Origin of the sequence: Paenibacillus sp. FSL R7-0272 (genome assembly GCF_037969905.1) — a bacterium.
Lineage (GTDB): Bacteria > Bacillota > Bacilli > Paenibacillales > Paenibacillaceae > Paenibacillus > Paenibacillus polysaccharolyticus.
The window spans coordinates 1180785-1204508 of record NZ_CP150221.1 but is presented as its reverse complement, the minus strand read 5'-3'; the positions used below and the strand labels follow the sequence as shown (position 1 = coordinate 1204508).

22 protein-coding genes are annotated in these 23724 nt (G+C 46.0%); 8 read left to right on the top strand and 14 right to left on the bottom strand.

Going from position 1 to position 23724, the window contains the following annotated elements; genetic code table 11:
• Positions 1-266: 266 nt before the first annotated feature.
• The 3 genes from MKY23_RS05160 to MKY23_RS05150 form a co-directional block, all read right to left on the bottom strand.
• Positions 267-2108 carry an ABC transporter ATP-binding protein gene (locus MKY23_RS05160; protein ID WP_339835958.1) on the bottom strand — a complete coding sequence of 614 codons (1842 nt, stop codon included), beginning with the start codon at positions 2106-2108 and terminating at the stop codon, positions 267-269.
• Positions 2089-3909 (bottom strand): ABC transporter ATP-binding protein, encoded by a 1821-nt coding sequence (locus tag MKY23_RS05155; protein ID WP_339839216.1) that lies wholly within the window; start codon positions 3907-3909, stop codon positions 2089-2091. Before MKY23_RS05155 ends, MKY23_RS05160 begins: the two co-directional genes overlap by 20 nt.
• A gap of 486 nt (positions 3910-4395) precedes the next feature.
• Positions 4396-5454 carry a CotH kinase family protein gene (locus tag MKY23_RS05150; protein WP_339835955.1) on the bottom strand — a complete coding sequence of 353 codons (1059 nt, stop codon included), beginning with the start codon at positions 5452-5454 and terminating at the stop codon, positions 4396-4398.
• A 337-nt stretch (positions 5455-5791) separates the two neighbouring features.
• Between MKY23_RS05150 and MKY23_RS05145 the strand changes: the two genes are divergently transcribed.
• Genes MKY23_RS05145 through MKY23_RS05130 form a run of 4 tightly spaced genes read left to right on the top strand, consistent with a single transcriptional unit; the run spans position 5792 to position 8718 of the window.
• Entirely contained in the window at positions 5792-6484 is a 693-nt protein-coding gene (locus MKY23_RS05145) for a hypothetical protein (RefSeq protein WP_339835952.1), read from the top strand.
• Between the two features lie 52 nt (positions 6485-6536).
• A complete protein-coding gene (locus tag MKY23_RS05140; RefSeq protein WP_167375667.1) occupies positions 6537-6674 on the top strand; it encodes a hypothetical protein in 138 nt (45 codons plus the stop codon).
• Complete coding sequence (locus MKY23_RS05135) at positions 6675-8036, top strand: arsenic transporter (RefSeq protein ID WP_308722345.1); 1362 nt, start codon at positions 6675-6677, stop codon at positions 8034-8036.
• A gap of 13 nt (positions 8037-8049) precedes the next feature.
• Positions 8050-8718: a DUF2642 domain-containing protein gene (locus MKY23_RS05130; RefSeq protein ID WP_308722344.1), complete on the top strand. Its 669-nt coding sequence runs from the start codon at positions 8050-8052 to the stop codon at positions 8716-8718.
• Between the two features lie 139 nt (positions 8719-8857).
• Here MKY23_RS05130 and MKY23_RS05125 read toward each other — a convergent pair whose 3' ends face one another.
• Positions 8858-9598, bottom strand: a complete 741-nt coding sequence (locus MKY23_RS05125; protein WP_339835946.1) for a nuclease-related domain-containing protein — start codon at positions 9596-9598, stop codon at positions 8858-8860.
• A gap of 331 nt (positions 9599-9929) precedes the next feature.
• Positions 9930-10823, bottom strand: a complete 894-nt coding sequence (locus MKY23_RS05120) for an NAD(P)-dependent oxidoreductase (RefSeq protein ID WP_154984591.1) — start codon at positions 10821-10823, stop codon at positions 9930-9932.
• Positions 10824-11394: 571 nt separating this feature from the next.
• Here MKY23_RS05120 and MKY23_RS05115 point away from each other — a divergent pair.
• The 3 genes from MKY23_RS05115 to MKY23_RS05105 are packed head-to-tail and all read left to right on the top strand — an operon-like array spanning position 11395 to position 15153.
• The gene (locus MKY23_RS05115; protein WP_339835942.1) at positions 11395-12531 is read left to right on the top strand and encodes an endospore germination permease; all 1137 of its coding nucleotides are present in this window, start codon (positions 11395-11397) and stop codon (positions 12529-12531) included.
• The gene (locus MKY23_RS05110; protein WP_154984593.1) at positions 12488-13993 is read left to right on the top strand and encodes a spore germination protein; all 1506 of its coding nucleotides are present in this window, start codon (positions 12488-12490) and stop codon (positions 13991-13993) included. The genes MKY23_RS05115 and MKY23_RS05110 overlap by 44 nt, the downstream gene beginning before the upstream one ends.
• The gene (locus MKY23_RS05105) at positions 13990-15153 is read left to right on the top strand and encodes a Ger(x)C family spore germination protein (protein WP_339835937.1); all 1164 of its coding nucleotides are present in this window, start codon (positions 13990-13992) and stop codon (positions 15151-15153) included. The genes MKY23_RS05110 and MKY23_RS05105 overlap by 4 nt, the downstream gene beginning before the upstream one ends.
• A 138-nt stretch (positions 15154-15291) precedes the next feature.
• On the opposite strand, the gene MKY23_RS05100 is transcribed toward MKY23_RS05105, so the two are convergent.
• Both MKY23_RS05100 and MKY23_RS05095 read right to left on the bottom strand, forming a co-directional pair.
• Entirely contained in the window at positions 15292-15795 is a 504-nt protein-coding gene (locus tag MKY23_RS05100) for a hypothetical protein (protein WP_339835934.1), read from the bottom strand.
• Positions 15796-15817: 22 nt separating this feature from the next.
• Positions 15818-16150, bottom strand: coding sequence for a hypothetical protein (locus MKY23_RS05095; RefSeq protein WP_339835931.1), 333 nt, complete (start codon positions 16148-16150; stop codon positions 15818-15820).
• Positions 16151-16341: 191 nt separating this feature from the next.
• Here MKY23_RS05095 and MKY23_RS05090 point away from each other — a divergent pair, with 191 nt between their 5' ends.
• Positions 16342-16869 (top strand): hypothetical protein, encoded by a 528-nt coding sequence (locus MKY23_RS05090; RefSeq protein ID WP_339835928.1) that lies wholly within the window; start codon positions 16342-16344, stop codon positions 16867-16869.
• A 132-nt stretch (positions 16870-17001) separates the two neighbouring features.
• On the opposite strand, the gene MKY23_RS05085 is transcribed toward MKY23_RS05090, so the two are convergent.
• From MKY23_RS05085 to MKY23_RS05055, 7 genes are all read right to left on the bottom strand, one after another.
• Positions 17002-17289, bottom strand: a complete 288-nt coding sequence (locus MKY23_RS05085) for a hypothetical protein (protein ID WP_154984598.1) — start codon at positions 17287-17289, stop codon at positions 17002-17004.
• Between the two features lie 205 nt (positions 17290-17494).
• Positions 17495-18061, bottom strand: coding sequence for a hypothetical protein (locus MKY23_RS05080; protein WP_339835925.1), 567 nt, complete (start codon positions 18059-18061; stop codon positions 17495-17497).
• A 634-nt stretch (positions 18062-18695) separates the two neighbouring features.
• Positions 18696-19799 (bottom strand): toxic anion resistance protein, encoded by a 1104-nt coding sequence (locus MKY23_RS05075; RefSeq protein WP_339835922.1) that lies wholly within the window; start codon positions 19797-19799, stop codon positions 18696-18698.
• A gap of 15 nt (positions 19800-19814) precedes the next feature.
• Positions 19815-20552: a hypothetical protein gene (locus MKY23_RS05070; RefSeq protein ID WP_339835919.1), complete on the bottom strand. Its 738-nt coding sequence runs from the start codon at positions 20550-20552 to the stop codon at positions 19815-19817.
• A gap of 154 nt (positions 20553-20706) precedes the next feature.
• Positions 20707-21747 carry an ATP-grasp domain-containing protein gene (locus MKY23_RS05065; protein ID WP_339835916.1) on the bottom strand — a complete coding sequence of 347 codons (1041 nt, stop codon included), beginning with the start codon at positions 21745-21747 and terminating at the stop codon, positions 20707-20709.
• The gene (locus MKY23_RS05060) at positions 21744-22571 is read right to left on the bottom strand and encodes an HAD family hydrolase (protein ID WP_339835913.1); all 828 of its coding nucleotides are present in this window, start codon (positions 22569-22571) and stop codon (positions 21744-21746) included. Before MKY23_RS05060 ends, MKY23_RS05065 begins: the two co-directional genes overlap by 4 nt.
• The gene (locus tag MKY23_RS05055) at positions 22568-23719 is read right to left on the bottom strand and encodes a cysteine protease StiP family protein (RefSeq protein ID WP_339835910.1); all 1152 of its coding nucleotides are present in this window, start codon (positions 23717-23719) and stop codon (positions 22568-22570) included. The genes MKY23_RS05060 and MKY23_RS05055 overlap by 4 nt, the downstream gene beginning before the upstream one ends.
• Positions 23720-23724 lie beyond the last annotated feature (5 nt).

Here is a 23724-nt window from a genome sequence, read left to right as displayed (position 1 = left end):
TCGCTTACTTACTTACTTACTTACTTACTTACTTACTTACTTACTTACTCGAACAGATCAAATCTCTAAATGTTAGATATCTAACTATTCACGAACTAAATATACAACTGTGACTTCCTCTCTGTCAAGGATCAATATCTTTTTCTTCACTGCACATATCAACATATATAAAAAGGATTGAAGCCCCCTTCCGAGCTCCAATCCTTCTGCTGTTACATCGCTAGCCTAAGTCCCACTCTCCTGCTTGCTTCATGCCAGCCTACACTCTACTGTGCTTTCTTCCGCAGTTGGCTGTTATACAGCTCACTATAAAATCCACCCTGTTTCAGCAGCTCATCATGTGAACCCTGCTCCAGCAATTTCCCGTCCTTAAGTACCAGAATGCGGTCAGCCTGACGAATCGTATTCAGCCTGTGGGCAATAACAAAGCTGGTGCGGCCATGCATGAGACGTTCCAATCCCTCCTGAATTTTGATCTCGGTCACCGTATCAATGCTGCTAGTCGCCTCGTCCAATACCAGAATGGACGGATCAGCCAGGATGGCCCGGGCAATAGCAAGCAATTGCTTTTGTCCTTGGCTAATGCCACTCCCGTCCGCCTGGAGCACACGGTCATACCCGTTCTTCATTCGCATTATAAAGGAATGTGCATTTGCCAGCTTGGAGGCAATCTCCACTTCTTCATCGGTTGCATCCAGACGTCCGAACCGGATATTCTCACGAATCGTTCCCTGGAACAAAAATGAATCCTGCAACACAAACGCCATGTGCGACCGCAGGTTTTCCCTCCGAATGGTTGTCACCTTCTGCCCATCCACCGTAATCGTTCCACTTGTCGGATCATAAAAACGGGATAAGAGCTGAATCAGCGTTGTTTTGCCTGCTCCTGTTGGACCGACCAGCGCAATCATCTCGCCTGGCTTCGCTTCAAAACTGATGTCACGAAGAATATCACGACCCTCATCATATCCAAAGGAGACTTTATCGAACCGAACGTTGCCCTGAATATTATCCAAGGCAATTGCAGCCCCTTCATCCTTGGATTCCTCATCCTCATCCAGCACCTCGAACACCCGCTCTGCCCCTGCGATCGCAGACAACAGCGTGTTCCACTGATTTGCCAGATCGTTCAACGGACGTGTGAATTGACGCGCATACTCCACAAAAATAATGATAACCCCTACCGTAACGGAACCCTGTATCGCCAAAATACCGCCAATCCCCGCGACGATTGCAAAGCTCAGGTTGTTGAGTCCGTTCATCAGTTTTGGAATAAAACCTGAAATCGTCTGTGCCCAGAATGCGGAAATACGAATGCGCATATTACGCTCCTCAAAGCCGCGAATGACCCGTTCTTCCTGCGAAAAAGCCTTGATGATCCGCTGTCCGGATAACGTTTCCTCAATATAACCGTTGAGTTCCCCCAGATTTCGCTGCCGCTCTTTGAAAAGCGGACCCGTTCTGCGCGTTATCCAGCGCATCCCCAGAGCCATTAGAGGTACAACAATAAATGTGAGTAACGTGAGCAACGGGCTGAGCCACAACATCACACCTAATGTGCCAATTAGCGTTAACACACTCGAAAAAATCTGAATCGCTGAGCTGTTCAGCGTACTGCTGACGTTCTCAATATCGTTGGTGACCCGGCTCATAATCTCACCTTGCTGGCGCTTCCCAAAGAACGGAATCGGCAGCTTATGTAGATGAGCAAACAGATCATAACGCATACGGAATACTGTCTCCTGCGCAATTTCAATCATCCATATATTCTGGAGCCAGGATGTAAGTGAAAAGAGTACATACACCGCTACCAGTCCGAGTAGAAACCAGGTCCAGCTTGAACTGGTCACCTCTCCGGCGATAAATTGGTCCACTGCTACACCGACCATATAAGGCCCAAGCAGAGCCAGCGCAGAGCTGGCAAATACCATCAGAAGCACAAGTGAAAGCTTGACTTTGCGGCGTGAGAGATAACTCCAGATCCGACCAAGCGTGCCTGACCAGTTTTTGGCTCTCACTTTCGGCTTACGCTGGCTCCCTGAACGGAGTGACTCGGAATCCAGAACAGGCTGTGGCTGACGGAAAGGCTCAATGACTGCTTTGAACATACTGTGCGCCCTCCCCATATTGTGATTCATGAATTCGGCGGTATAACTCCGACGACTCCATCAAGTCTTCGTGTTTTCCCTGTCCAATCAGGCGTCCATCATCCAGGAGCAGAATCAGGTCAGCCGAAGTGGTTGAACTGATCTTCTGCGTAATAAGAAACGTCGTACAGGAGAGGTCTTCCAGTGCACCTAGAAGCCTGCCTTCAGTAGCTACATCGAGTGCACTTGTGCTGTCATCCAGAATAAGTATGCTCGGACGGCGTACCAAAGCTCTCGCAATGGAGAGGCGCTGCTTTTGTCCACCCGAAAGGTTAACACCCCTTTGACCGAGCAACGTATCATATCCGTTCGGCAACTGCTCGATGGTCTCATGAATCTGAGCCCGCTTTGCCGCTTCCACAATTTCATCCATCGTGGCATCTTCTCGTCCCCAAGCAATGTTTTCACGCACAGAACCCGTGAACAGTACGACTTCCTGAGGAACATAACCAATGGCTTTACGAAGGGTAGGCAAATCCAGCTCGGATGCATCCACAGCATCAATACGTACCTTACCTTGTTCTTCCGTATACAAGCGTGGAATGAGTTGCACCAGAGAGGATTTTCCTGATCCGGTAGCTCCCATAATCGCAATCCGCTCACCTGCTTTTGCAGAGAACGTAATATCTTCCAGCACTTTAATCTCACTATTGGGATAACTGAAACCAACTCCGCGGAACTCAACTTCACCTTGTACGGCTCGTTGTTCCTGCTTATGCTGTAAGGAACCAGAGCTATGCAAAGGATTCAATGAGCTTTGGGTATCCATGTGTCCGGCCTGTTCCCGCTGACTCGTACGCTCCGTCTCTGACGTATCCTCGGTTTCAAACACTTCATTCAGACGCTGTGCTGAAGCACTTGCCCGTGAGAATGTAACCAAAATCCAGGAGAGCGCCGACATCGCTCCAATCGTACGCAACAGATAGTTAATGACCGCAACGACTTCACCAACGGTTGCAGAACCTGATACGATATCCTTCCGTCCAAACCAAAGTACGGCGATAATACAACCGTTCATCATCAGCAACATGAATGGCATCGTGGTCTCCGTCAGGCGAAGCGCAGAGATCGTGCCTTTCATCAGCTTGCCGCTGAAACCGGCAAAGCGTTCAATCTCATGGCCCATCCGTACAAAAACACGGATCAGCCGGATGCCTGTCAGATTCTCCTGGATGACACCGTTCACGGCATCCAGTCTGCGCTGCACATTGCGGAACAGCAGCGCTGCCTTTTTAATCATCCAGATCACAACAACAAGCAACACCGGCACCATGACAACAAGCAACAAGCCCAACCTCGGACTGACCACAATCGCCATAATCATGCTCCCGATCACCACGAGCGGAACACGGGTCATGAAGCGAAGACTCATGAAGATGGTATCCTGCACCTGAGTCACATCCCCAGTTAACCGTGTGATTAGCGATGATGTCGCAAAACGGTTGAACACGGCATAGGAAAACGTTTGCATCTTGTCATACAGCTTCTCTCGCAGATCATACCCGAATCCAAGACTCGCATGCGAGGCAAAGAATGAACTGGCAATCCCGGCCGCAAACGCGATAACCGCACTGCCGACCAGCACGCCCCCCCACATCCATACGACGGTCAGATCTCCCTGCTGAATGCCATTATCAATGATTTTGGAGATCAGATAAGGCTGAGCCAGCTCCACCGTTAATTCAATCAGCATCATAACCAATGCTGCAATGGCGGCAACCCGGTACTTTTTCAAGTGAACGAACAGCTTGAGCATTCCCATTCCTCCGGCCCGGAGCACGTTACTGGCGGTACTGCATTACAATCACACCATCAGCTCCGTTATTCTCTTTCTTTAAAGCTATGTAAAATTTCACGTAACCAATACGACTATTATATCGCATTTTCCATCTGCACACCGTTATGTTCTTCTCATTCTTAATATTAACCTCAAATTTTAAGCTGCAATCGACTGCTCAAAAACAGGCTATATAAGTTGAACTAAAAATTTCACACAGTCCACTCCGATGAAAGAATAACCTTGAGGGTAGCTGTTATCCCCAGATTTTTTGGATTCCCTTTTTCAAGGGGAAAATCCGGTGAAGCATTTGCTTTCAAAGTAGCTTTCTTCCAGAAAGCTTTTAGGCGAAAGCTGCCCTTTTCCAGGTTTTTTCTATCCTCTTCGTTAACGTGTAAAAAGAATAGTTCAACTAATATAACTTATAAATAAAATCCCCAAGGCAGCGTCGCCCGTTGCCTCGGCACCCTTTTACAGCTGTTTCAACGCGGTGCCTACGTACTCACGCCGCTCTCTCACATACGTGCGAATCTTCTCCGGTTCATTCAGAAAGACATTCATGGGCCACTTCATATAAGGGTCGTTCCCTACATCTTCCCGAATTCCATCGTGTAATCGATATACTAGCGGCATGATTCTTTTCTCCGTAAAGGTACCCTCCAAATGTTGTTTCATCAGCTTCTTATACTGCTCACGGAACGTGCGGAATGCGAGCAAACGCCCCGTAAGTTTATTGTACCCCTGAATGCGAACCAGATTCGGATTGACCTTGGCGCCGTAACAATTCCTCCCCCAAGTCCCTTCGTAATCCCAAGGAAGGATACCGTATTTTCCACTTTTTACTTTTTCGTACCATGTATAGTTCTGATGGAAGCCGTCGAAGTTGCCTGTCAGCACAGCCCCGCTCAACCATCGCAAATAGTTATCGATATCCACCCGCGATTGTAAAAAACGAAACAGATCCATCTTGGACTTCATATTCAATTGTTGAATAAACCTGCGTAGCCTTCGGCGGTCCTCTGTATCGCCGCGGATCAGGCTGTATCCAGATAACTGGCTGTTTTCTGAATGAGTTGATCCGGTTGATAATGCAAAATTGGCGTTGTCGTTGACGGCATAGAAAATACTCCGGACAGGCATTCTCCGCTGGCGAAAAAAAGAAGACTTCACGCCTTCAATTCTTACATACACCCCTGCGAGTTGATCATTGAGATACAGCACACAGTGGCGCGTAGCAGGTGCCGGAACTCGAATGGACTCAAAGAACTGAAATGAAAGTGCGTTCCGTAACAGTGAAGGGTCATCATATTCCGCATTGAAGTGGAACGTACGGCTTGCCGTACGAATCTCGAATGATTTTTTCTCATAAGCGCGTGTATGCCCACCCCGGTACCGAATTCGAATGGGAAGCTGCTTGCCGTCCATCTGCATCGTGCCGTTTACAAACGCTTCTGACCATATGTTCGATGTTAATCGCTGGTATTCATTCGTCGACACATGGATGTGGTAGACAGGTAGAGTCATTTCCATCCGCCTTTCGGTCACCTGTGAGTTAAGCCCGTAGGCTATTACATCATCCTATGCACAAGCACAGCAGGCCGTAAGGGCGAATGCACAGCCCATTTATGGAACCATCCGCGAAGTCACAATGTAAATTTGCTGAAAACATATCACACTAATCTATAAATCACCATTTTTCTCATAGATTACTGCCAATTTACTATATAAATGGTTGTCTGCTGGTTCCTCAGATGCTAGGTACACATATGATTAAACTACAGACAGACTCCAATGACGAGTGGCAGGGATTCAACGAACAACCGTCAGCGGCCTATCTGAACTTATATCTGGGAAGGGGCAAAATACAATGTCTATGAATGGTCAGGGAATGAGAGGTTTGGTTGGAAGAGAAGTCAAGATTAATCGTGGTGGACCCGATGCAATCCAAGGCACATTAATGGATGTACGCTGGGACTACATGGCTGTGAGCTGCAAAGAAGGTATGGTGTATGTGAATGATGCTCATGTCAAAAGTATTACAGACACAGGTCGTTCCGGCGGAGCCAGAGGACCTATGGGGAATGCGATTCCGGCGAACACATTCCTTGGCGTTATGCAGGCACTTCGCTTCCGTCCTGTGCAGATCAACCGCGGAGGCCCGGAAAAAGTGGAAGGCATCCTGGCCGATGCCAACCAGAGTCAATTAATTCTGACTTTGAAAAATCAGGAGATCATCCGCATTCCTTTACAACATGTGAAATCCGTCTCCCTGGTTCGTGGAAGTAGCAACAACAACAATAGCAATAACAGCGGCAACAACGGTAAAAACACAAGCCAAGGGAATAAAACACAAAATACGCAGTCTGGCGGCAATCGTTCCCAAGGGAATCGCAGTGCAGGCAACCAAGCGTGCGGAAACAAATCACAGGGAAATAAATCAGGCAACAACAAGTCGCGTGGCAATCAGTCTCACGGGAATAAATCGAGTGGTAACAAGTCTGGTGGTAACAAATCACGGGGAAATCAATCTCGCGGAAATAAGTCTGGTGGCAAACGGTAATTAGAGAAGCACAAGGAGCTAAGTTACTACCAGTTTAAAGGGGGGAATGATCATGCTGATCTTTATCGCAATCGTCTTGACAGGTGTGCCTTTGTATTGGATTGTTATGCCGGGAAGGCCCACTTCGACTCATGAGCATCTGAAACAGTCTTCACAAGGACTTCTCCCCCTGGGAGGTGAATCACAGTAAATGCCTGATTACCAGTTGTGGTTAACCTTCGGGGTATTTATCATCACTGTCATTTTCCTGATGTGGCGGCCTGGCGGATTAAATGAATCTATTCCTACTTCGCTTGGGGCGCTGCTTCTTATCCTGACCGGTGTAAGCAGTTTGGGGCATATCCTGGGCATTTTCGAAATTGTATCTGGCGCAGCGATTACGATTCTCTCCACCATTGTCATGTCCATTATTCTGGATAGCATCGGCTTCTTTCGCTGGATCGCTGTGAACATGATTGAAAAGGCACGAGGTTCCGGCTTCCGATTGTTCTGGCTGATTCTATTACTTTGTTTTCTCATGACCATCTTCTTCAACAACGACGGCAGCATTCTGATCACTACCCCCATCATCATTCGAATCTGTTCCATGTTACGTCTCAAAATTCATCAGCAGTTGCCCTACCTCATCTCTGGTGCACTCATCGCTACAGCTTCCAGCGCTCCGATCGGACTCAGTAATCTCGCTAACCTGATCGCCTTAAAAATGGTTGGATTAAACCTGAACACCTACACTCAGATGATGTTTGTACCATCCATGCTCGGAATTATCGCCATGACTTTGCTGTTACTCTATTATTTTCGCAGAAGCATACCCAAAGTTATTCATCAGTTCCCCGTATCCATGCAAAGTTCATCTGGATCAGGCTATCATCCACTGCAGACCACAGAATCTGAATCGGATAACTCCAAAACAAATGTAGATTGGTGGTTGTTCCGTGTCTGTATCGGGATTGTTGTGTTCATCCGGGCAGGATACTTTCTGGCTGAGCAGATCGGTATACACATGGAGATTGTCGCCATTACTGGTGTAGTTCTGATGCTTGCTGTACGGTGGTATCGTACACGATCGGGACTGAAAGATGTCGTCACACAGACGCCGTGGCATATTCTTCTCTTTGCCTTCAGCATTTATATTATTGTGGACAGTCTTCACCGAGCCGGGATGACAACATGGATTACCGAATTTACAGGCCCGATTGCCGAAAGAGGCAATGCCAGTCTGATTGCTGTATCCGGGTTATTACTAACGGTGCTGTCTAATTTGTTCAACAACTTGCCCTCGGTCATGATTGGAACATTCGCCGTTACAGACCTTCATTTGAGCGATACTCAACTTCATCTAGCATATCTCGCTAATATACTAGGCAGTGACATCGGAGCATTATTAACACCCATAGGCACGCTTGCTACCCTAATCTGGATGTATATATTACGGACCCACCATATTCGGATCTCATGGAAACAGTATATGAAAGTAACCTTCATTGTGATACCCATCAGTTTAATTATCAGCCTATTTTCCTTATATATCTGGGTGGCTATGCTGTATTGAGAGGAGGTATACTGTGAAATCTGCAACGACGTGGTTAGGTAAAACGATAGAGTTTGAATTGTCCGGCTGCAAGTTGCCTATTCAGGGGGAGGTCATTGATGCAGGAGAGGATATCATCGTTGTCTACGGTAATCAGCGCTACATTTATGTGCCGCTACATCATATTCAAACGTTGCATTTTACGAAATCAGAGGAAACTTCAACTAGCCTGAACGTACCTGCACCTGATCCCGAAATGGACCATGACAACATCTCTTATCGAAAAGTACTAATGAATGCTCGCGGAAGATTTAGTGAAATTTCCATTGGTCGGCGAACGCTACACGGTTATATCACCAGCATCATGAACGATTATTTTATCTTCTATTCTCCGTTGCATCATTCGGTCTATGTTTCCATCCATCATCTGAAATATATTATCCCTTCTCCCTCCAATAGCAGACCGTTCGCGATGGAACATCAACATTTCCCCATACAGCCATCATCCATCTCACTCTCTCGCACACTCGATCAACAGCTGCAAAAAATGGCCGGAGAACTCGTCATTTTAAATCTGGGTTACAAACCCGAACAGACAGGATTGCTCAAAAGTATCAACGACAAGTTGCTTGAAGTCATCGATGCTGAAGGTGGTACGCGGTTCATGCACACCAGCCATGTTCAAACGCTTCATTTACCTTAATGGTTAAAATAGAACACAAACAGGGATATTCCGGAGAATGGCACTATGGCCTGGAATACCCCTGTTTCATGTTTTTTTGCGAACCTTTACTTGTTAATCGTTAATCTGTGCACTGGCGATTTAATTGTCTATATATTGCTTATTTAATTCCTTTAGCCTTCGCCATGTGCTCGGCCCGAATCTGATGATCCGTTGAATTCACTGCGTTCAGCATGTTCCAGATCGCCTGAGTGTCCTGTTCTTGATATAAGGTCTCCGGAAGTTCTGTCTCCAGTCGTTCTGTTTTGCGCTGAATGGTCTCCACAATTTCATGATCATAAATAATCATTTCATCGGAATTGACATACCTTACGGCTGGATCAACACTGATCCGGCAACGGTTCGTGAACGTCACCATGGAAACCAGCCGAACACGCTTGTAATCCCCGAGGTGTGCCTGAATCGCTTCAACATGGGCGCGGTGCTGCATGAGCGGATTATACATTTTGACCCTGCTGCTGCTAACGGACCAATTCGCTTCGCGGCGTCCCCCACGAATCTCTCCAGTTGTCAGATTCCGGGTTTCGATGACAAAGATCGCCCGCGGGCCAATCACAACATGATCAATCTGGGAATATCCCGAACGTGACTTTGGATTGGTAACCAGCAGATCGTTCAACACTCTATATTCACTGGGCAAACCAAGCAGTAATTCGGCGGTTGTTGGTTCTTGCGGTGTGCTGATCCAATCGGGTTCGGACTTCTTCTTTTTGCGCCGACTACGGGCCAGACGGGGAGGAATTGCTGTAACTGGCGGCAGAACCGAAGCTGCAACAGAATCGGTAAGCGGGCTCACAAGCTCTGGCTGCGTCTTGAACAGAGACCAAATTTTCTTGAACATGGGCAAGCTCCGTTCTATTTGGAATGGTTAATGAAATATGGCTTATGAATTATGGTTTATGTAGATGTCTAGTACCTTTTACATGAAAACTTCTATACCTTATGTCGGATAAAGTCGAACAAAAATAAAGAGACATTGGCCAAATTCATTGTTTCGTTAAATGTGCACGACAGTATATACCCAAACCTGCGACTTTAGACGCACATCAAGTCCATAATAAGTCCATATCAAATCCATATGAAGTTCCCTTCAATTCCAAAATATAAGGAAAAAGCAGCATCCCCTTTTTCCTAATCAAAAGAGTCCGCTGCTGTCTTCCCATGTTCATCTTTTAAGCCTGGAGATAGTACGTATACAGCACTTGTGTACCTTTCTCATCCAAGCCATTCTTCGATATTTCCTGATAGAGCGATTCCGCCAGAGCCAGTCCCGGTGTGTTCATGCCCATCGCTTGAGCAGACTCCAGTGCAATGCCCATGTCTTTGATAAAATGTTTCACATAGAATCCAGGCTCATAATCGCCTGCGATCATCCGCGGACCCAAGTTGCTGAGGGACCAGCTTCCGGCTGCACCGGTCGCAATACTCTTCAGCACATTCTCCGCGTCCAGTCCCGACGTCTTGGCATAGGCGAGTGCTTCGCATACGCCCAGCATGCCAGAGGCGATGGCAATCTGGTTGCACATTTTGGTATGCTGCCCGGCGCCCGGCTTGCCTTGCAGCACAATATTGGTGCCCATCTGCTCAAAGATCGGACGCACCGCTTCAAAAGCTTGCGCGTCACCACCCACCATTATGGACAGCCTGCCGTCCCGTGCGCCGATATCGCCGCCGGATACAGGCGCGTCCAGGGCATGCAAACCTTTAGCCTCCGCAGCTTCGGCGATGCGCGCAGCCAGCAGCGGGCTGGAAGTGGTCATGTCAATCAGGGTTGAACCTGATTTGGCATGAGCAACAAGCCCGCCTTCTCCCAGATAAATCTCCTCGACATCCTTGGGATAACCGACCATGGTGATGATCACATCACAAGCAGCAGCCAGTTCTGCAGGCGTTCCATGCCAAACAGCTCCTTCCTTCACGAGCGCTTCTGCCTTAGCGGCAGTGCGCGTGTATACATGAAGCGGATAGCCTGCACGCTGAATGTGACCAGCCATGCTTTTTCCCATAACGCCTGTTCCAATAAAGCCTACTTTAATCTCTTCAGGTGATTTAGTTGATTGCGTCATTGCAAGTTTCCTCCCTGTTCTTGAGCGATATAGTGTGACATTAAGTGCTACATAGTGAGATCGGGTGCTATAAGTGCTTGTCCATAGCTCTGTTGAAGCGAATGCTGATACTGCGGCGAGCGCGGACAGGGACACCGATGCGAGTGAGTAAGTGGATACTGATGCTATCATTCTCTAACGATCACCAGGAACGCTATTTGAGCAATATCACACCTTTTTATATTCTAACGATCTCAGGAGACCTTATTTCGGAGAATTGGTTCAAAAATGGGCGTTAATCTTGTCTTTTCAGCAAAATAAGGCTTCTGGTGATCGTTAGAATTCCGTAACTCTCCATTTCGCTTAAATAAGCTCATCTGAGATCGTTAGAATATTTAAGTGGTGAGCGAGTGCTCACTTCTCACAGCTTTCACCTCATACCTTGACCTATACCTTATTCTTATATGTTATAGCTTTCTTTCCCCTCCGTCCATCTCGGGCTGATTTTTCTGTGAAAAAATCTGAAAAACGAATCATTTTCTCATAGACTGTACAATCTAACGAAAACACATCGAAATGGGAGGGGATGGACATGGATCAGGAAAAAGGACAGCTCACCATCTGGTTATCCATCTCCATTATTTTGCTCAGTGCCGGGCTGGTCTGTCACGTCTTGTCTGTCCCCGCCATTCTGGATGTGGCCGGAAGAGATGGCTGGCTCTCTGTTCTCGCTGCAGCGCCATTGTTCATGCTGTTCCTAGGTATGATGTACATCATTATCCGCCGTATTCGCGGACAGCGCTTGACCGATTGGATCACGCGTGAGTTTGGCGTCGTTCCCTCCTGGATCTTTCGCATTACTGCGGTCTTGTTGCTCTTCTCGCTAGGGACACACACCTTATATGAAACCACCAACTGGACGGTATCCACCTATCTCCCTTTTACACCGACCTATGTGCTGGCTGGTGGAGGTGCTCTGGTTGCTGCCTGGTCAGCAGCCAAAGGCATTCGTTCAATCGCGATGACTTCCAGTATCCTGTTGCCTTTGGTCATTCTGCTTGGCTACTTTGTCATGTCGGCCAATATGAAATACAAAGATTACAGTCAGCTCTTCCCCATCATGGAACATGGCTGGACTCCCGTTATCCGAGGAATGATCTACTCTCTAGCGGGACTCATGGAGATCTGGGTGTTGATGCTCTTTCAACATGACATTAAAGGCAAACTACGCTGGTGGCATGTGTTGTTGCTCGGCCTCTTCATGATCAGCATGGCGCTGGGGCCTACGCTCGGAGCCATTGTCGAATTCGGGCCAGAAGAAGCGGCGAAACAGCGGAATAGTCCATACGAACAATGGAAACTCGTCAATATCGGCAAGCTGTTTCAGCACGTTGATTTTCTCTCGATCTACCAATGGCTCAGTGGTTCCTTTGCACGTGTTGCCATCTCCATGTACCTGATTGTTGATCTGCTGGATATCCGCAGACCTAAGAAACGCTACATTACCATCCTCTGTCTCACGCTGATCATGTGCGCTTTGGCCATTCAGTGGTGGCGCATTGATTACGTTGATTATTATGTCGATCACATTCAATTTCCAGCCATGCTCTCTTACGTGGCAATCATCACCACTCTTCTGACACTGGCCGCTCTTATTCATAAAAAGGACAAGGAGGCTCCTGCTCATGGCTCAAACGCCGCGAACGAAACCAACCCGTCCAGGGACTAAACCGTTCCGTATCGATCAGCATCATCTGGAAACTTTTTTTGCAGGCTCCGATGATGTTATTATCGACAGCCACCGGCTTGGTGACGGACAGATGAAGCTGGTTGTCGCTTATTGCAGTGGCATGGTCGATACACAGATTATCCATGACATCATCTTGCCGGAAATGAAACGAACCTACGACATCACACATTTCATTCACAAGCCTGACATTGAAAAAAATATTAACCTGCAATGGAACAGCGTTGACCTTGATGATGCGCAGTATGGAACGGAGCTAATATCGCTTCGTGTTTTTGAAGGGCATCTGCTCCTATGCTTGCCCTCTCTGCAGACCATGTGGAGCATCGATATCTCCAATATGGCTACACGAACACCAGAAGAGTCAACGACAGAAGTCTCGATCCGCGGAGCAAGGGATGGTTTTATTGAACCACTTGCAGTCAATGTATCCTTGATTCGTAGCCGGTTGCGTACGGCTGAACTTGCATGCAGTATCGAACTCATCGGATCACGTTCAGCAACCAAAGTGGCTCTGATGTATATGAAAAACATTGCCAACCCAGAGTTGATCAAAGATATAAAACATCGTCTCCATGCCATTCAAACCGAACGTCTTATGACGGCAAATGATCTGGAAGAGTTGCTCTCACCTGCCAAGATCACCTTATTTCCCTTGACGCATTACACGGGCAGACCTGATTTTGCATCGGAATGCTTGCTAAGCGGTCGCTTCGTTCTGATCGTAGACGGTAATCCCAGTGTGATTATCGGGCCAGTAAACCTGTTTCTGTTGCTCAAATCACCAGAGGATGCCAGCTTCCCCTTCCTTCCGGTGAATATGGGTCGCTTGCTTCGATTCATTGGTCTATTTGTCACTATATTTTTGCCGGGTTTCTATATCGCGCTGACTTCTTTCCATATGGATCAAATTCCGTTTCCCCTCGTCGCGACGATATCTGTCGGCCGCATGGGGCTTCCTATGGAGTCTGGCATCGAGATGTTTCTCATTATGCTGCTCATGGAGCTGTTCCGGGAAGCAGGTGTCCGTTTGCCCAGCGCCATTGGACAGACCTTAACGGTGGTCGGAGGTCTAATTATCGGAGATGCAGCTATCCGGGCCGGTATGGTCTCCCCGCTCATGATTGTCGTCATTGCCGTAACCGTTGTAGCTGGAGCAACCATTGTCAATCAAGTCATGACCAGTTCTATACTCATTTTGCGCTTCCTTTGCTTTATCTTGGGAGCGACACTGGGAATTTACGGGTTCATTCTGTCCATGATCCTTTTTCTAATCTATCTGACGGACTTAAAATCGTTTGGAATCCCATATCTTACACCCTTAACACCGCTGAATTTCAAACAAGCCATTGCCTCTCTGTTCAAAGTCCCTACGGGTTTGGGAAAACGTAGACCTGTCTACCTGGAAACACAAAAACCGCGTAAGGATGGCAAAGGCCGATGAGCAACTTACTACACCGCTGGTTGCTTGGCATGTTAAGTCTATCGCTTTGCCTTCTGACCACGGGATGCTGGAGTGCATATGAGATTCAGCAGGTGGATTATGCTAAGGCCATTGGCATTGAATATAAGGACGGCATGTATCATATTTACGTGCAAACTCTTGATTTTTCAAGTATAGCCAAAACGGATAATTCAGGAAAAACAGCCGAATCCCCTCCAATCTGGGTCGGACATGCTCAAGGGAAAACGATGAGCCTTGCCATGAACGAGTTATGGCGTGCATCTCAGCTTCACATTGCCTGGGGGCATGTGACGGCCATCGTTATGGCAGAGAGCGTGCTGAACAACCAGCACATCAAGGATGTGTTTGACATGCTCGGACGATTTCCGGAAGCACGATATACGACATGGGTATACGGCACGCGAGAGCCTTTACTGGACATTCTGAGCACCGCTTCAATCTACAACTTGTCTCCACTGGACAGTATCCTGCACAATCCGTTGCCCAGCTACATGGAAAATTCACTGTTTGCACCTGTACTCAGCTTCGAACTGATTGCCAAGCACAATGATCCCGCAACTACGACATATCTACCTGTCATTGCTTTAAACAAGGACTTATGGCTGCAAAATAAAAAAGAACATGACTTGTTTCTAATTGAAGGAGCTTTTTTCGAAAGGATGGGAGAAAAGTTCAATTTTTTGTCGAGAGACGAATTGTCCGGCTATCATTGGTTGATTAAAGGTATGCGTCGGGCTCCTCTACTGGTTCAAAAAAACGGGGTAATCTATGGGGCACTCAGTGTAGGACTGCCCACAATAAAAATTGAACCGATCATCCGAGGAGAGAAAGTTACCTTTCGAATTGATGCCAAATATCTGACTGCACTGTATGAATATCTCGTTCCCATGACATATGACGAAATGACCCAAGTAAGCGAGGATACGCTTAAAGAGCAGATCATGGAAACCTATCGAAATGGATTAAAACGGGGAGTCGATGTATACGGTCTACAAGAAAAACTGTATCGCAAAAACCCAAAACTGTGGCACAAGTTATCCGGGGATGGGGAAAACCTCATTCTCACGGAGGATTCCATTGAAACTTTAAATATCCACCTGACGATTCCGTATACCGGTAAATATAAGAGGAAAGTGTAAAGGAAAAACCCTTCTGCTGATAACAAAACATGTTCAGCAGAAGGGTTTATAAATTTCGTTTTTTTAGCGTAGGTGTGAGTATAATCGTAGGGAAATAACAATCAAGTTCTGCACCCGTACAAGTAACAAACGTTGTCATCAAGATCTAGAGCGTAACCGCTGCACCTGCTCCAGCACCCAACCGATGATGACTGCGAAAGATACGCCAAACAGCAAAATCGGGAAGTTGTAGTATAGCGTATTCGTATATTGGTTCAGCCAGCCAAAACGATACACTGCCGATTCCGGGTCATGTGTATAACCGTTAAGCTGCACACGAAGGTCTTCAAAGATGTAGATTTCCCAGAAGACAGACAATATACACAACGCTGCAGCAACAATACTGACCGCCGCATTGCCCCATTTGCCCCAGTACTCGCGTTGGTCATAGAACCACCATTTCGTGACATATGCCGTCCAGAAACATAAGATCAGAAAAGTAAGCACGGATGGAAATAAAGCAAGAATGCCCAAATTGCCATTCCCAGATACACCTTTACCCATTTCATGCTTGATCGTCATTCCATCTACGGCAAAAACCATGAGCACATTCCATATCAGGAAGATCAGATACGGCTTGTTAATGCGTTTAATTACCTTCATTCTATCCTCTCCTATTCCGGTTTCACTTCCAATAATAGTCCATCACTCGCAATCGAGTAACGAGAATCAGGAGTTGTGGAATAAACACAAAAACCATATATATCAGAATAATTAGCCACAGATGCGCGGCAAAATGTTCAGCACCAAACGATGGCTTTGGTCGCTCCACAAAGTACCACCATATCGGAATAGCAACAACCCATGTTAATATCGTCGAAGCCAGCATATCCTTGACGTCACTCCAGAGAAAGCAAAATATAGCCACAAATAAGATTGGAATCGTCCATGAGTTTAAGATAGGGCCCAGCTCTGAAAAATGAAAATAATGGCGGGATACAGAAGAATAGTCGTCCATCTCCAGATTGGATTTTTATAAATCCTCATATTTGACCTTCCTCCTTGTTTAACCTGTGTTTAACATCGAAGCACTGCCTTGTTACGTCCTAATCATTCCATTCCGAATAGGAACGTACCCTTAAAATTCAGGCATGTTTTTGGAAAAAATAGCTCATACTACCTTCAGGAAAATATTGAAGGAGTGACAACATGAGTTTAAAACGCATCGTTGCTATTGGAGCGATTCTGGCATGTACATCTCTAGTTTGGGGATGCGGTAACGGCAACAACAGTAACAACATGCCCACTGCCGAGCAAACGAACCCGAGCGAACAACAAACCCGAAGCTGGGGAGATCCCAAACGGTTAGAAGCTTCTCACCTGGAAGCTCTGGAAAGAATGGAGAAAGATCATATCCATCGCATGGTTTCTCTGAGCGTCAACACGGATGGCGATCAGGTCATGACAACGCTGGAGCGTTCAAGTCAAAAACTTGAAGAGATGAGACCACTCGCCGAGATGCTCCAATATGAAGGCCATCCTGCTTTGTTACAACGGATTCAGGAAATGTCAGGAGATATTGAGGGCTCCAAAAATGCAGTCACCGAAATGAAAAACAATCCTCCGTCCGGAAAAATTAAAATCCAGTCTGCGAAGACGGATGCCCTGCACCATATCAACAGCTTTCGTGACTACCATGAATATGTACAAGATCAGGTCAAGGTGATGAATAAGTAACAACAAGCCTCTGTTATCTCAGGCCAGCCACATATATTATAAATAGTTAGACTCGGAGCCTTTGATCTGCCGATTCTAACTATTTCTTCGTTATCGTCATATCTATAGTTATTGAGACATTCGTCTTGCGCTTCACTCCACCCAAAGGGATGCCCAGATAAATAAGCAGAAAAATACAACGGGAGCCAGCGCTCCGGCAGCAATCCATATCCATAACTTAACCGGTCTAGCGTCTCTCCAATACTTCTTGACCCCATTCAAACGTCCATTGCGCCAGTTAGCGGACTTTAACTGACGAATCATTCGCTGCATCACTTGCTCCCGTTCTTTCCCTTGCGGCACGTCTTCCAGTGCACGACGAAGCTCCTCATATAAACGAGCCTCTTCCTGACTTGTTTCTTCTATATGTGGATTACTCATCTTCTAACCTCCCATATCATGATCCCTATACCTACTCAACAAACGAACCCACCCTAAAGTTTGGTCCATTTCATAAAAAAGACAAGTCGATGACAATACGTTCAACATTTTAATAATAGAAAAAAGCCCAAGTTTTCTTGGGCTTGTTAACTTCTTATCAGACATATTGAAATTAAAGCGAATCCAAGTTAATTCACTTTTGGATCTACCATCTCTTACGCGGATGATCTCCAGATTGATGACCGTTAATATCACCCAGACTTTCTATGGTATCTTTATAAATTTTAATGAGAGACTGAACCTTGCGAAAGTCAGGATCTTCAGGCCCGATTCCCTCCATAAACATTCTCTGAATGATCTGTTGAAAAAAGTCCACCCTTGCACCCAGCTGCTGTTTCTCTAGTTCAAGCACCTCTTCAAAACTATGATTCTCTATGTAATCCATTAACTCATCGTTCTGTGATGATCGATCATCCCACCGATGATCCCTCTCGAACTCTTCCAAATCATCTGATTGTAGATTAACCGTGGTTCGCAGACGCGATAATACGATTTTTTCTTTGGCAAGCATCACATGAAAATCCTTGTTTTGTAACAGATCCGAAACGACAAGACGACACATCTCCCGGTTCTCAATCAGAATGCCATCAAACGGATGCAGCTTCCATTCTCCATTGGAACAGAACAGATTAAAGTTGAAAAACTGACTACCATACTTGTATTGAATGTTAATTTTGGCCTCATCAATGATTTCGAAAGTAAACTCCAGCATGTTAGGCGGCTCCTTCTTCGACTTCCAAGGTTTGCCTTAATTTTATCAAAGACTCCCCGGAAAATACAGCATATTAACGTTCATTTAATTCCGCAATGGACTCTGCTTTTTCACTGCTTGCTACGACGATCAGAACACCCACGATACCGGCAATAATGAGAGATAACATGTCCTGCCCCCTTCACGATGAAGATGTACATGTTCACATGTGTATGCCAACAAACTTCAATGTATGCCCAGTATCGTCCGCATGAGATTGGAATAAACCTGTTCCAATTTCGGACTTGAGAGTTTCTTCTGATGGATGCAACTACAGAAAAACAAAAAGAGACGCCACGGCGCCTCTCTTTTTGCTTATATTATGATTAATATATGAACTGACTTACTAGAAGCTATATAAATTGAACTATTCTTTTACACGTTAACGGAGAGGACAGAAAAAACCTGGAAAAGCGAAGCGCTCGCCTAAAAGCTTTCTGCAAGAAAGCTGCATCGGAAGCATACGCTTATCACCGGATTTTTACCTTTGTGAAAGGAAATCCAAAAAATCTGGGGATAACCGCTACTCTCCAGGTTCTTCTGTCATCGGAGTGGACTGTGTAAACTCTTTAGTTCAACTTATATAGGCACCGAACTAATCCAGATAAGAGCTTAACGCATTCGCATCCGGTTGCTTTTTAGTCTGGATACTGCCGGCTTTGGGAGCTTCCAGGCCTAACCGTTCACTCATGCCAGCATTGAGCGCAGTCATCTTGGCTGTATAATCATTGCAACTTTCAATAATACGACGATTCGACTGCTCCGAGAGATCCAGAGCTGACATCAAATCTCCAATAGCCTGATTAACCGATTCCATCGACATTGCCGGTTTGGCTAACAGATCATTCGTCTTTTCGGTCGTGGTTCGCAGCAATCTTGCATTCTCCTTGAACTGTTCTTCAATCGTTCTATTGGTGGCTTCCACAGCCGAGATGACCTTCTCCTGATCATTCAACGCCATCGCAATCATGGCCGATACCGTGATCAGATTAGCCGTTTTATCAATCGCATTGTTTACGGAATCAATTAGTTTATCATTGTTATCATTAATAATATCGGTAGCCGCAATCGCCTGATTATAGAGCATAATCATCTCGGTCATGGATTGTGTACGCGTAACGACCTTTCGCAATCCGCGCTCCAAGTGAGCCTTGCGGTTCTCATTTTCCGGCTTGGAAATCTCCGCCTCGAATAGTTCCTTCAACTGATTACCAAAAGCAATTTTGGTTTGCAAGTTATAGATTTCCTGAATGGAAGAGCGTTTTAACTGACGCATGCTTACAATGCTTTCTTCCAGATTGTCCTTACCATCTCTCAACCCATTAATGATACTATCAATGTTGGTTCTTACAGACTGGTAGCGATAGACATAGTTTTTCAGTGGGCTTTTGCGCAGTAACCGTCCTACAAAACTCACATTTTTGCTCTGTTGCAAGCTTTCACACTCATCACGTAGCTTCAAGATCATCGTTGACACTTCTGCCCGATTACCAGACATCAGATCATTAACAGGTCGGTCCAGCATTTTTAGCGTTTGACCCGCTTTTTCTTGCGTTTTGACACCCAGTTTGCCGATATCATCCATTAACAGATCTAGCTGAACAACATCCGTCTGTGATACTTTCTGGATTAATTGGCTTGCTTCCTGGTTAATTCGCTGCTGATCATCCTGCTTCAGTTGAATATATTTCGTTGCCATCTCTGACCATCCCTCCTATAATTCGGAGCTACTATACCTTTGATGAATAAGCTCTGCTTTATTCTGAAGCTCCATTAAATCCTTATGCTCAATGGTAGATACAATCTCTGAAACTTTGGAATCTACATCCTTCAAACCATTTAACAACATCCGACGATTTGTGCGCTTTGCTTCTCCACTCAAACGCAGGAAGGGATTAATAAATCCATTGAGATCTTTCAAAATCAGTCTGCGCATCGTATGGTTAATATCACCATTGTTTAACTCTTTCAGTGCCGGAATAACTCGTTGTAATCTGGCAAACAAAGCTAACGACTTCTCCACAATTTCATTGTCCAGTTCATTCTTTTGTCCTTCGGAGATCACCATATCCTCAAGCACCTCAAGATACTCAATGACCGGCCCAAAAACAGGGTCCATATCCGTGTGTTTATGCTTTGAACTGACTTCGGAAGCGCTGGTCATCTCTGCTTGTCCAATTGTTGGATGGATTCGCTGATTAGCCGAACGTTCAACACGTTCAACTGTCCCCTGCTCACTGGATGCACTATTCAACGCCGAAGGTTCAGGGTACCGATTTGAATCCAATGTCTTCACTACGGGCTCATGCGGCCTGGATGGAATCAAGGCACCAACCATTGTAGCCACAGCCGGGATAGCCCAGGTTACAAATTCAGGGACAAAAAAACTGCTTACAGCGGCAAGTCCATACCCGATCAGTGCACCTAATCCAATTTTTGTTTTGCGTAACATCTATTTTCCTCCTGCCTGTAACAACACTACCGTATACAATGAACAAATGAAGACTACACTTGATCACTTCGCTGCGGTGTACTTCTCAAGATCATCTATATAATCGTATTGTAAAAAAATCAGTCAGAAGGTGTCAATGTTTGGCAACGGTTCTTTAATGATTCCTAACCTTCTGCTCATCCATAATGAGTGGCTGCTCCACATGACTACCCAATATGCCATACTGCGGGTGTAGAGGCCCAACCTCATGACCCAAAGCCAGTTTTACAGCCAGATAAGGGAAATTGATTCCTGAAAGACAAGACACATGTAACCCTCCAGACATCCTTGGATTAATCTCTAGCAGTTTTGGCGTTTCATTCTGATATTTCATCTGAATATTAAAGTTATATGGAATGCGATATGCGCTAGCCACCTCACTCGCAATGTTCAACAGGTCTGCATTTTCCTCAAGTTTTCTTAAACGCCCGCCTGCTTTGCGGCGAGGCACAGCTGCCAGCAGATTCCCTTCACTGTCAGCCAGACAATCGATACTGTACTCATATCCCTGAAGTCTCTCCATAACCATAAGATTCGGAAAAGATTCTACAGAGGAAAAGGCTCGAAATGCGTCTTCAAATGATATACGATTCTGCGTATGTCCAGACAGTTCTTCCAGCGGATTACGACTATTGTCAATCACCCTGAATCCCATTCCGCCCTCACCGTTGCAAGGCTTGAAGCATACTTCATGTCCTGCGTTAGTGAGTGCTTCATAAGCATGTTTGAATTGAGATGCATTGCTGACCGTAAAGTAATCTGGAATGCTCATGATCCCGAGTTCACGAACAGATTCATAGAAGTGATCCTTCTCCATCAACTTTTCCATTAAGTCTGTATCTCTGCAAACCAAAACCTTGGTTCCTACCTCTTCAAAGAGATGTATATTCCGACTGATATCCAGCATGTGGAGACGTGGGATAAATAGATCAATCTGATGTCTGCGGCAAAAATCAACACAGAAATCGATATACTCTTTTCCTGTCACCTTCGGCTCCAGCTCTGCATGATCACATGCCTGAAGCGCCATGTTGTTCGGATCAGAATGTGTGCCATAGATTTCGAACTGCATCCCATCTTCGTTGTTCCGAATCATATTCATATAGTGATATGCCACCGAAAACCAGCGATTAAAATATATACGAGTCTTGGTCATGAGACAACATCTCCTATCGCAGCGTGGTGTATAGAGCGAACATATTTCAATATCTCGTCTGCGGCAAAAATACCGGATTGTTCGGTGAACTGGTAGTGAACCGTTTCAGGATTCCGCTGTTTCTCGCGGTATAACTCTCCATGCCGTGGAGCAATCGCATAATCTGCAAAATCGAGCAGACAACGATCCAGTAAAGAATCACCGGACGCAACAACGGGTACATCGCCAATCTGATGGCGAATATGCTCTACCGCAGCTCGTTTATTCACCGCCGAGGGAACCAGATATAACTTACGGCCTTGTATGGAAGCCTCCCAGCCCAGGGATTCCACATGCTTGATCTTCTCTGTAACTTCTTCTACCGGCATGAGATCACGATGGATGACAAAAGCGAAAAACAACTCATCACATAGTCGCTCTCCTACAATCCATTCCTTGTTCAGTACATCGTCAAATATCTGACGCACCTCGGCAGGCGTTGCTGCATGCTCTTGAAGCTTGGAACGAACATGTTCGTTCCAGGAGGGATCAACCTTGCCATTCATTAGAATGTTGCCACCATTGCTAGTTATCGCATAGGACGGAATAACCTCTTGCTGAAAGATCTGTATCCGCTGATACTGCGCCACTGTTCGTGTCGTTACAGGAATAAACAGGATATCCTTAGGGAGTGTCATCAGTTGGTTCAACGTCTCGGCTGACATAAAGGCAGACAACTCACCACGAATCCATTCTGCCGGAACCAATCCGGGCGCATCCTCACCAACGCCCATAGAACGACGAGAATAGACCAGTGTCTGATCCAAATCACTTGCATAGATCATTCGCCGCCCCCCTTTACAGATCGAATAATGCCACAACATGAATAACTTAGCCCAGGGAATACCTCAACGGGAACTCCACGATCTTGAGCAAGTAGCATGATATGTTTCAGGTTAGGATTGTTCGGACGGTCAATCAGTATTTTCCAAGGCACACGGCGTAGCAGTACCCGCGTCGTCTCTCCAATCCCTGGCTTGATCAGATTTACATCCTGGATATCAAACGTCTGTTGAATGGATTGAATATCCTTCATTCCCTGCCATGTGACTTCTGGAGGATCGGCTAACGCATCCTCTGCTTGAAGCGAGGCCTCCGTTTCAACCTTGGTAAAATATTCTGAAATCTTGTCTACATACATCGTCGACAGATCAGAAGAAGCCCACTCCTTGTACCATTTGGCTCCATGGAAGTCATTCGGTCCAATGAGATCATCCCGTAGCACAGTCCGACTCATCAAGCCCGATACGGTCGAGTTGAGACAGGCACTTGGAATCAAATAATCTTCTCGGGTGCCATAGGTATCTGAGCAATGACCGGGGTCAGCGAGTACGGCTAGATTATCATTCAACCGAATACCATAACGTTGATCCAGGCTGTCGCAGGCATCGACCAGCACCTTGCGAATGGCCCCTTTGCCTGTCCAGCCATCGATGAATTGGATTGGCATATCAACCCCATGCTGTTGCCAAATATATAAAATGGCATTCTCATCTATTCCTTTGCCACGGATAATCGAAATGCTGTAATGAGGCAAGTCCACGTTATATTTCATGGAAATATAACGTTTCACCAGAATGCCAATGGGCGTTCCTGCACGAGCCAGCGAGACAAGAACGGTGTTCAATCCCCGCTTGCGTACAATAATCTCCGCTACCGTTGCGGCGGCTCTGGCTACTTTTTCAGCGGATTGTGCTAAAGTCTCGTGAAATAGCTCAATATATTCATCCGAAGGGTGATACTCGACAGGTAGCATCTCTGAATAATGCACGCCCGACTGAATTGCATGTTCACGTTCTCCGGTCTCTTTTTCTAATGAAATGTTACTTAGATCCTTCAACAAAAATATAACATCGGACGGGTCATAACTCCCCATGGGTTCAGGAGGTTTAATCTGTTTCTTGATTATGCTTTCCATAGCAGGTAAGTTCATCGCTT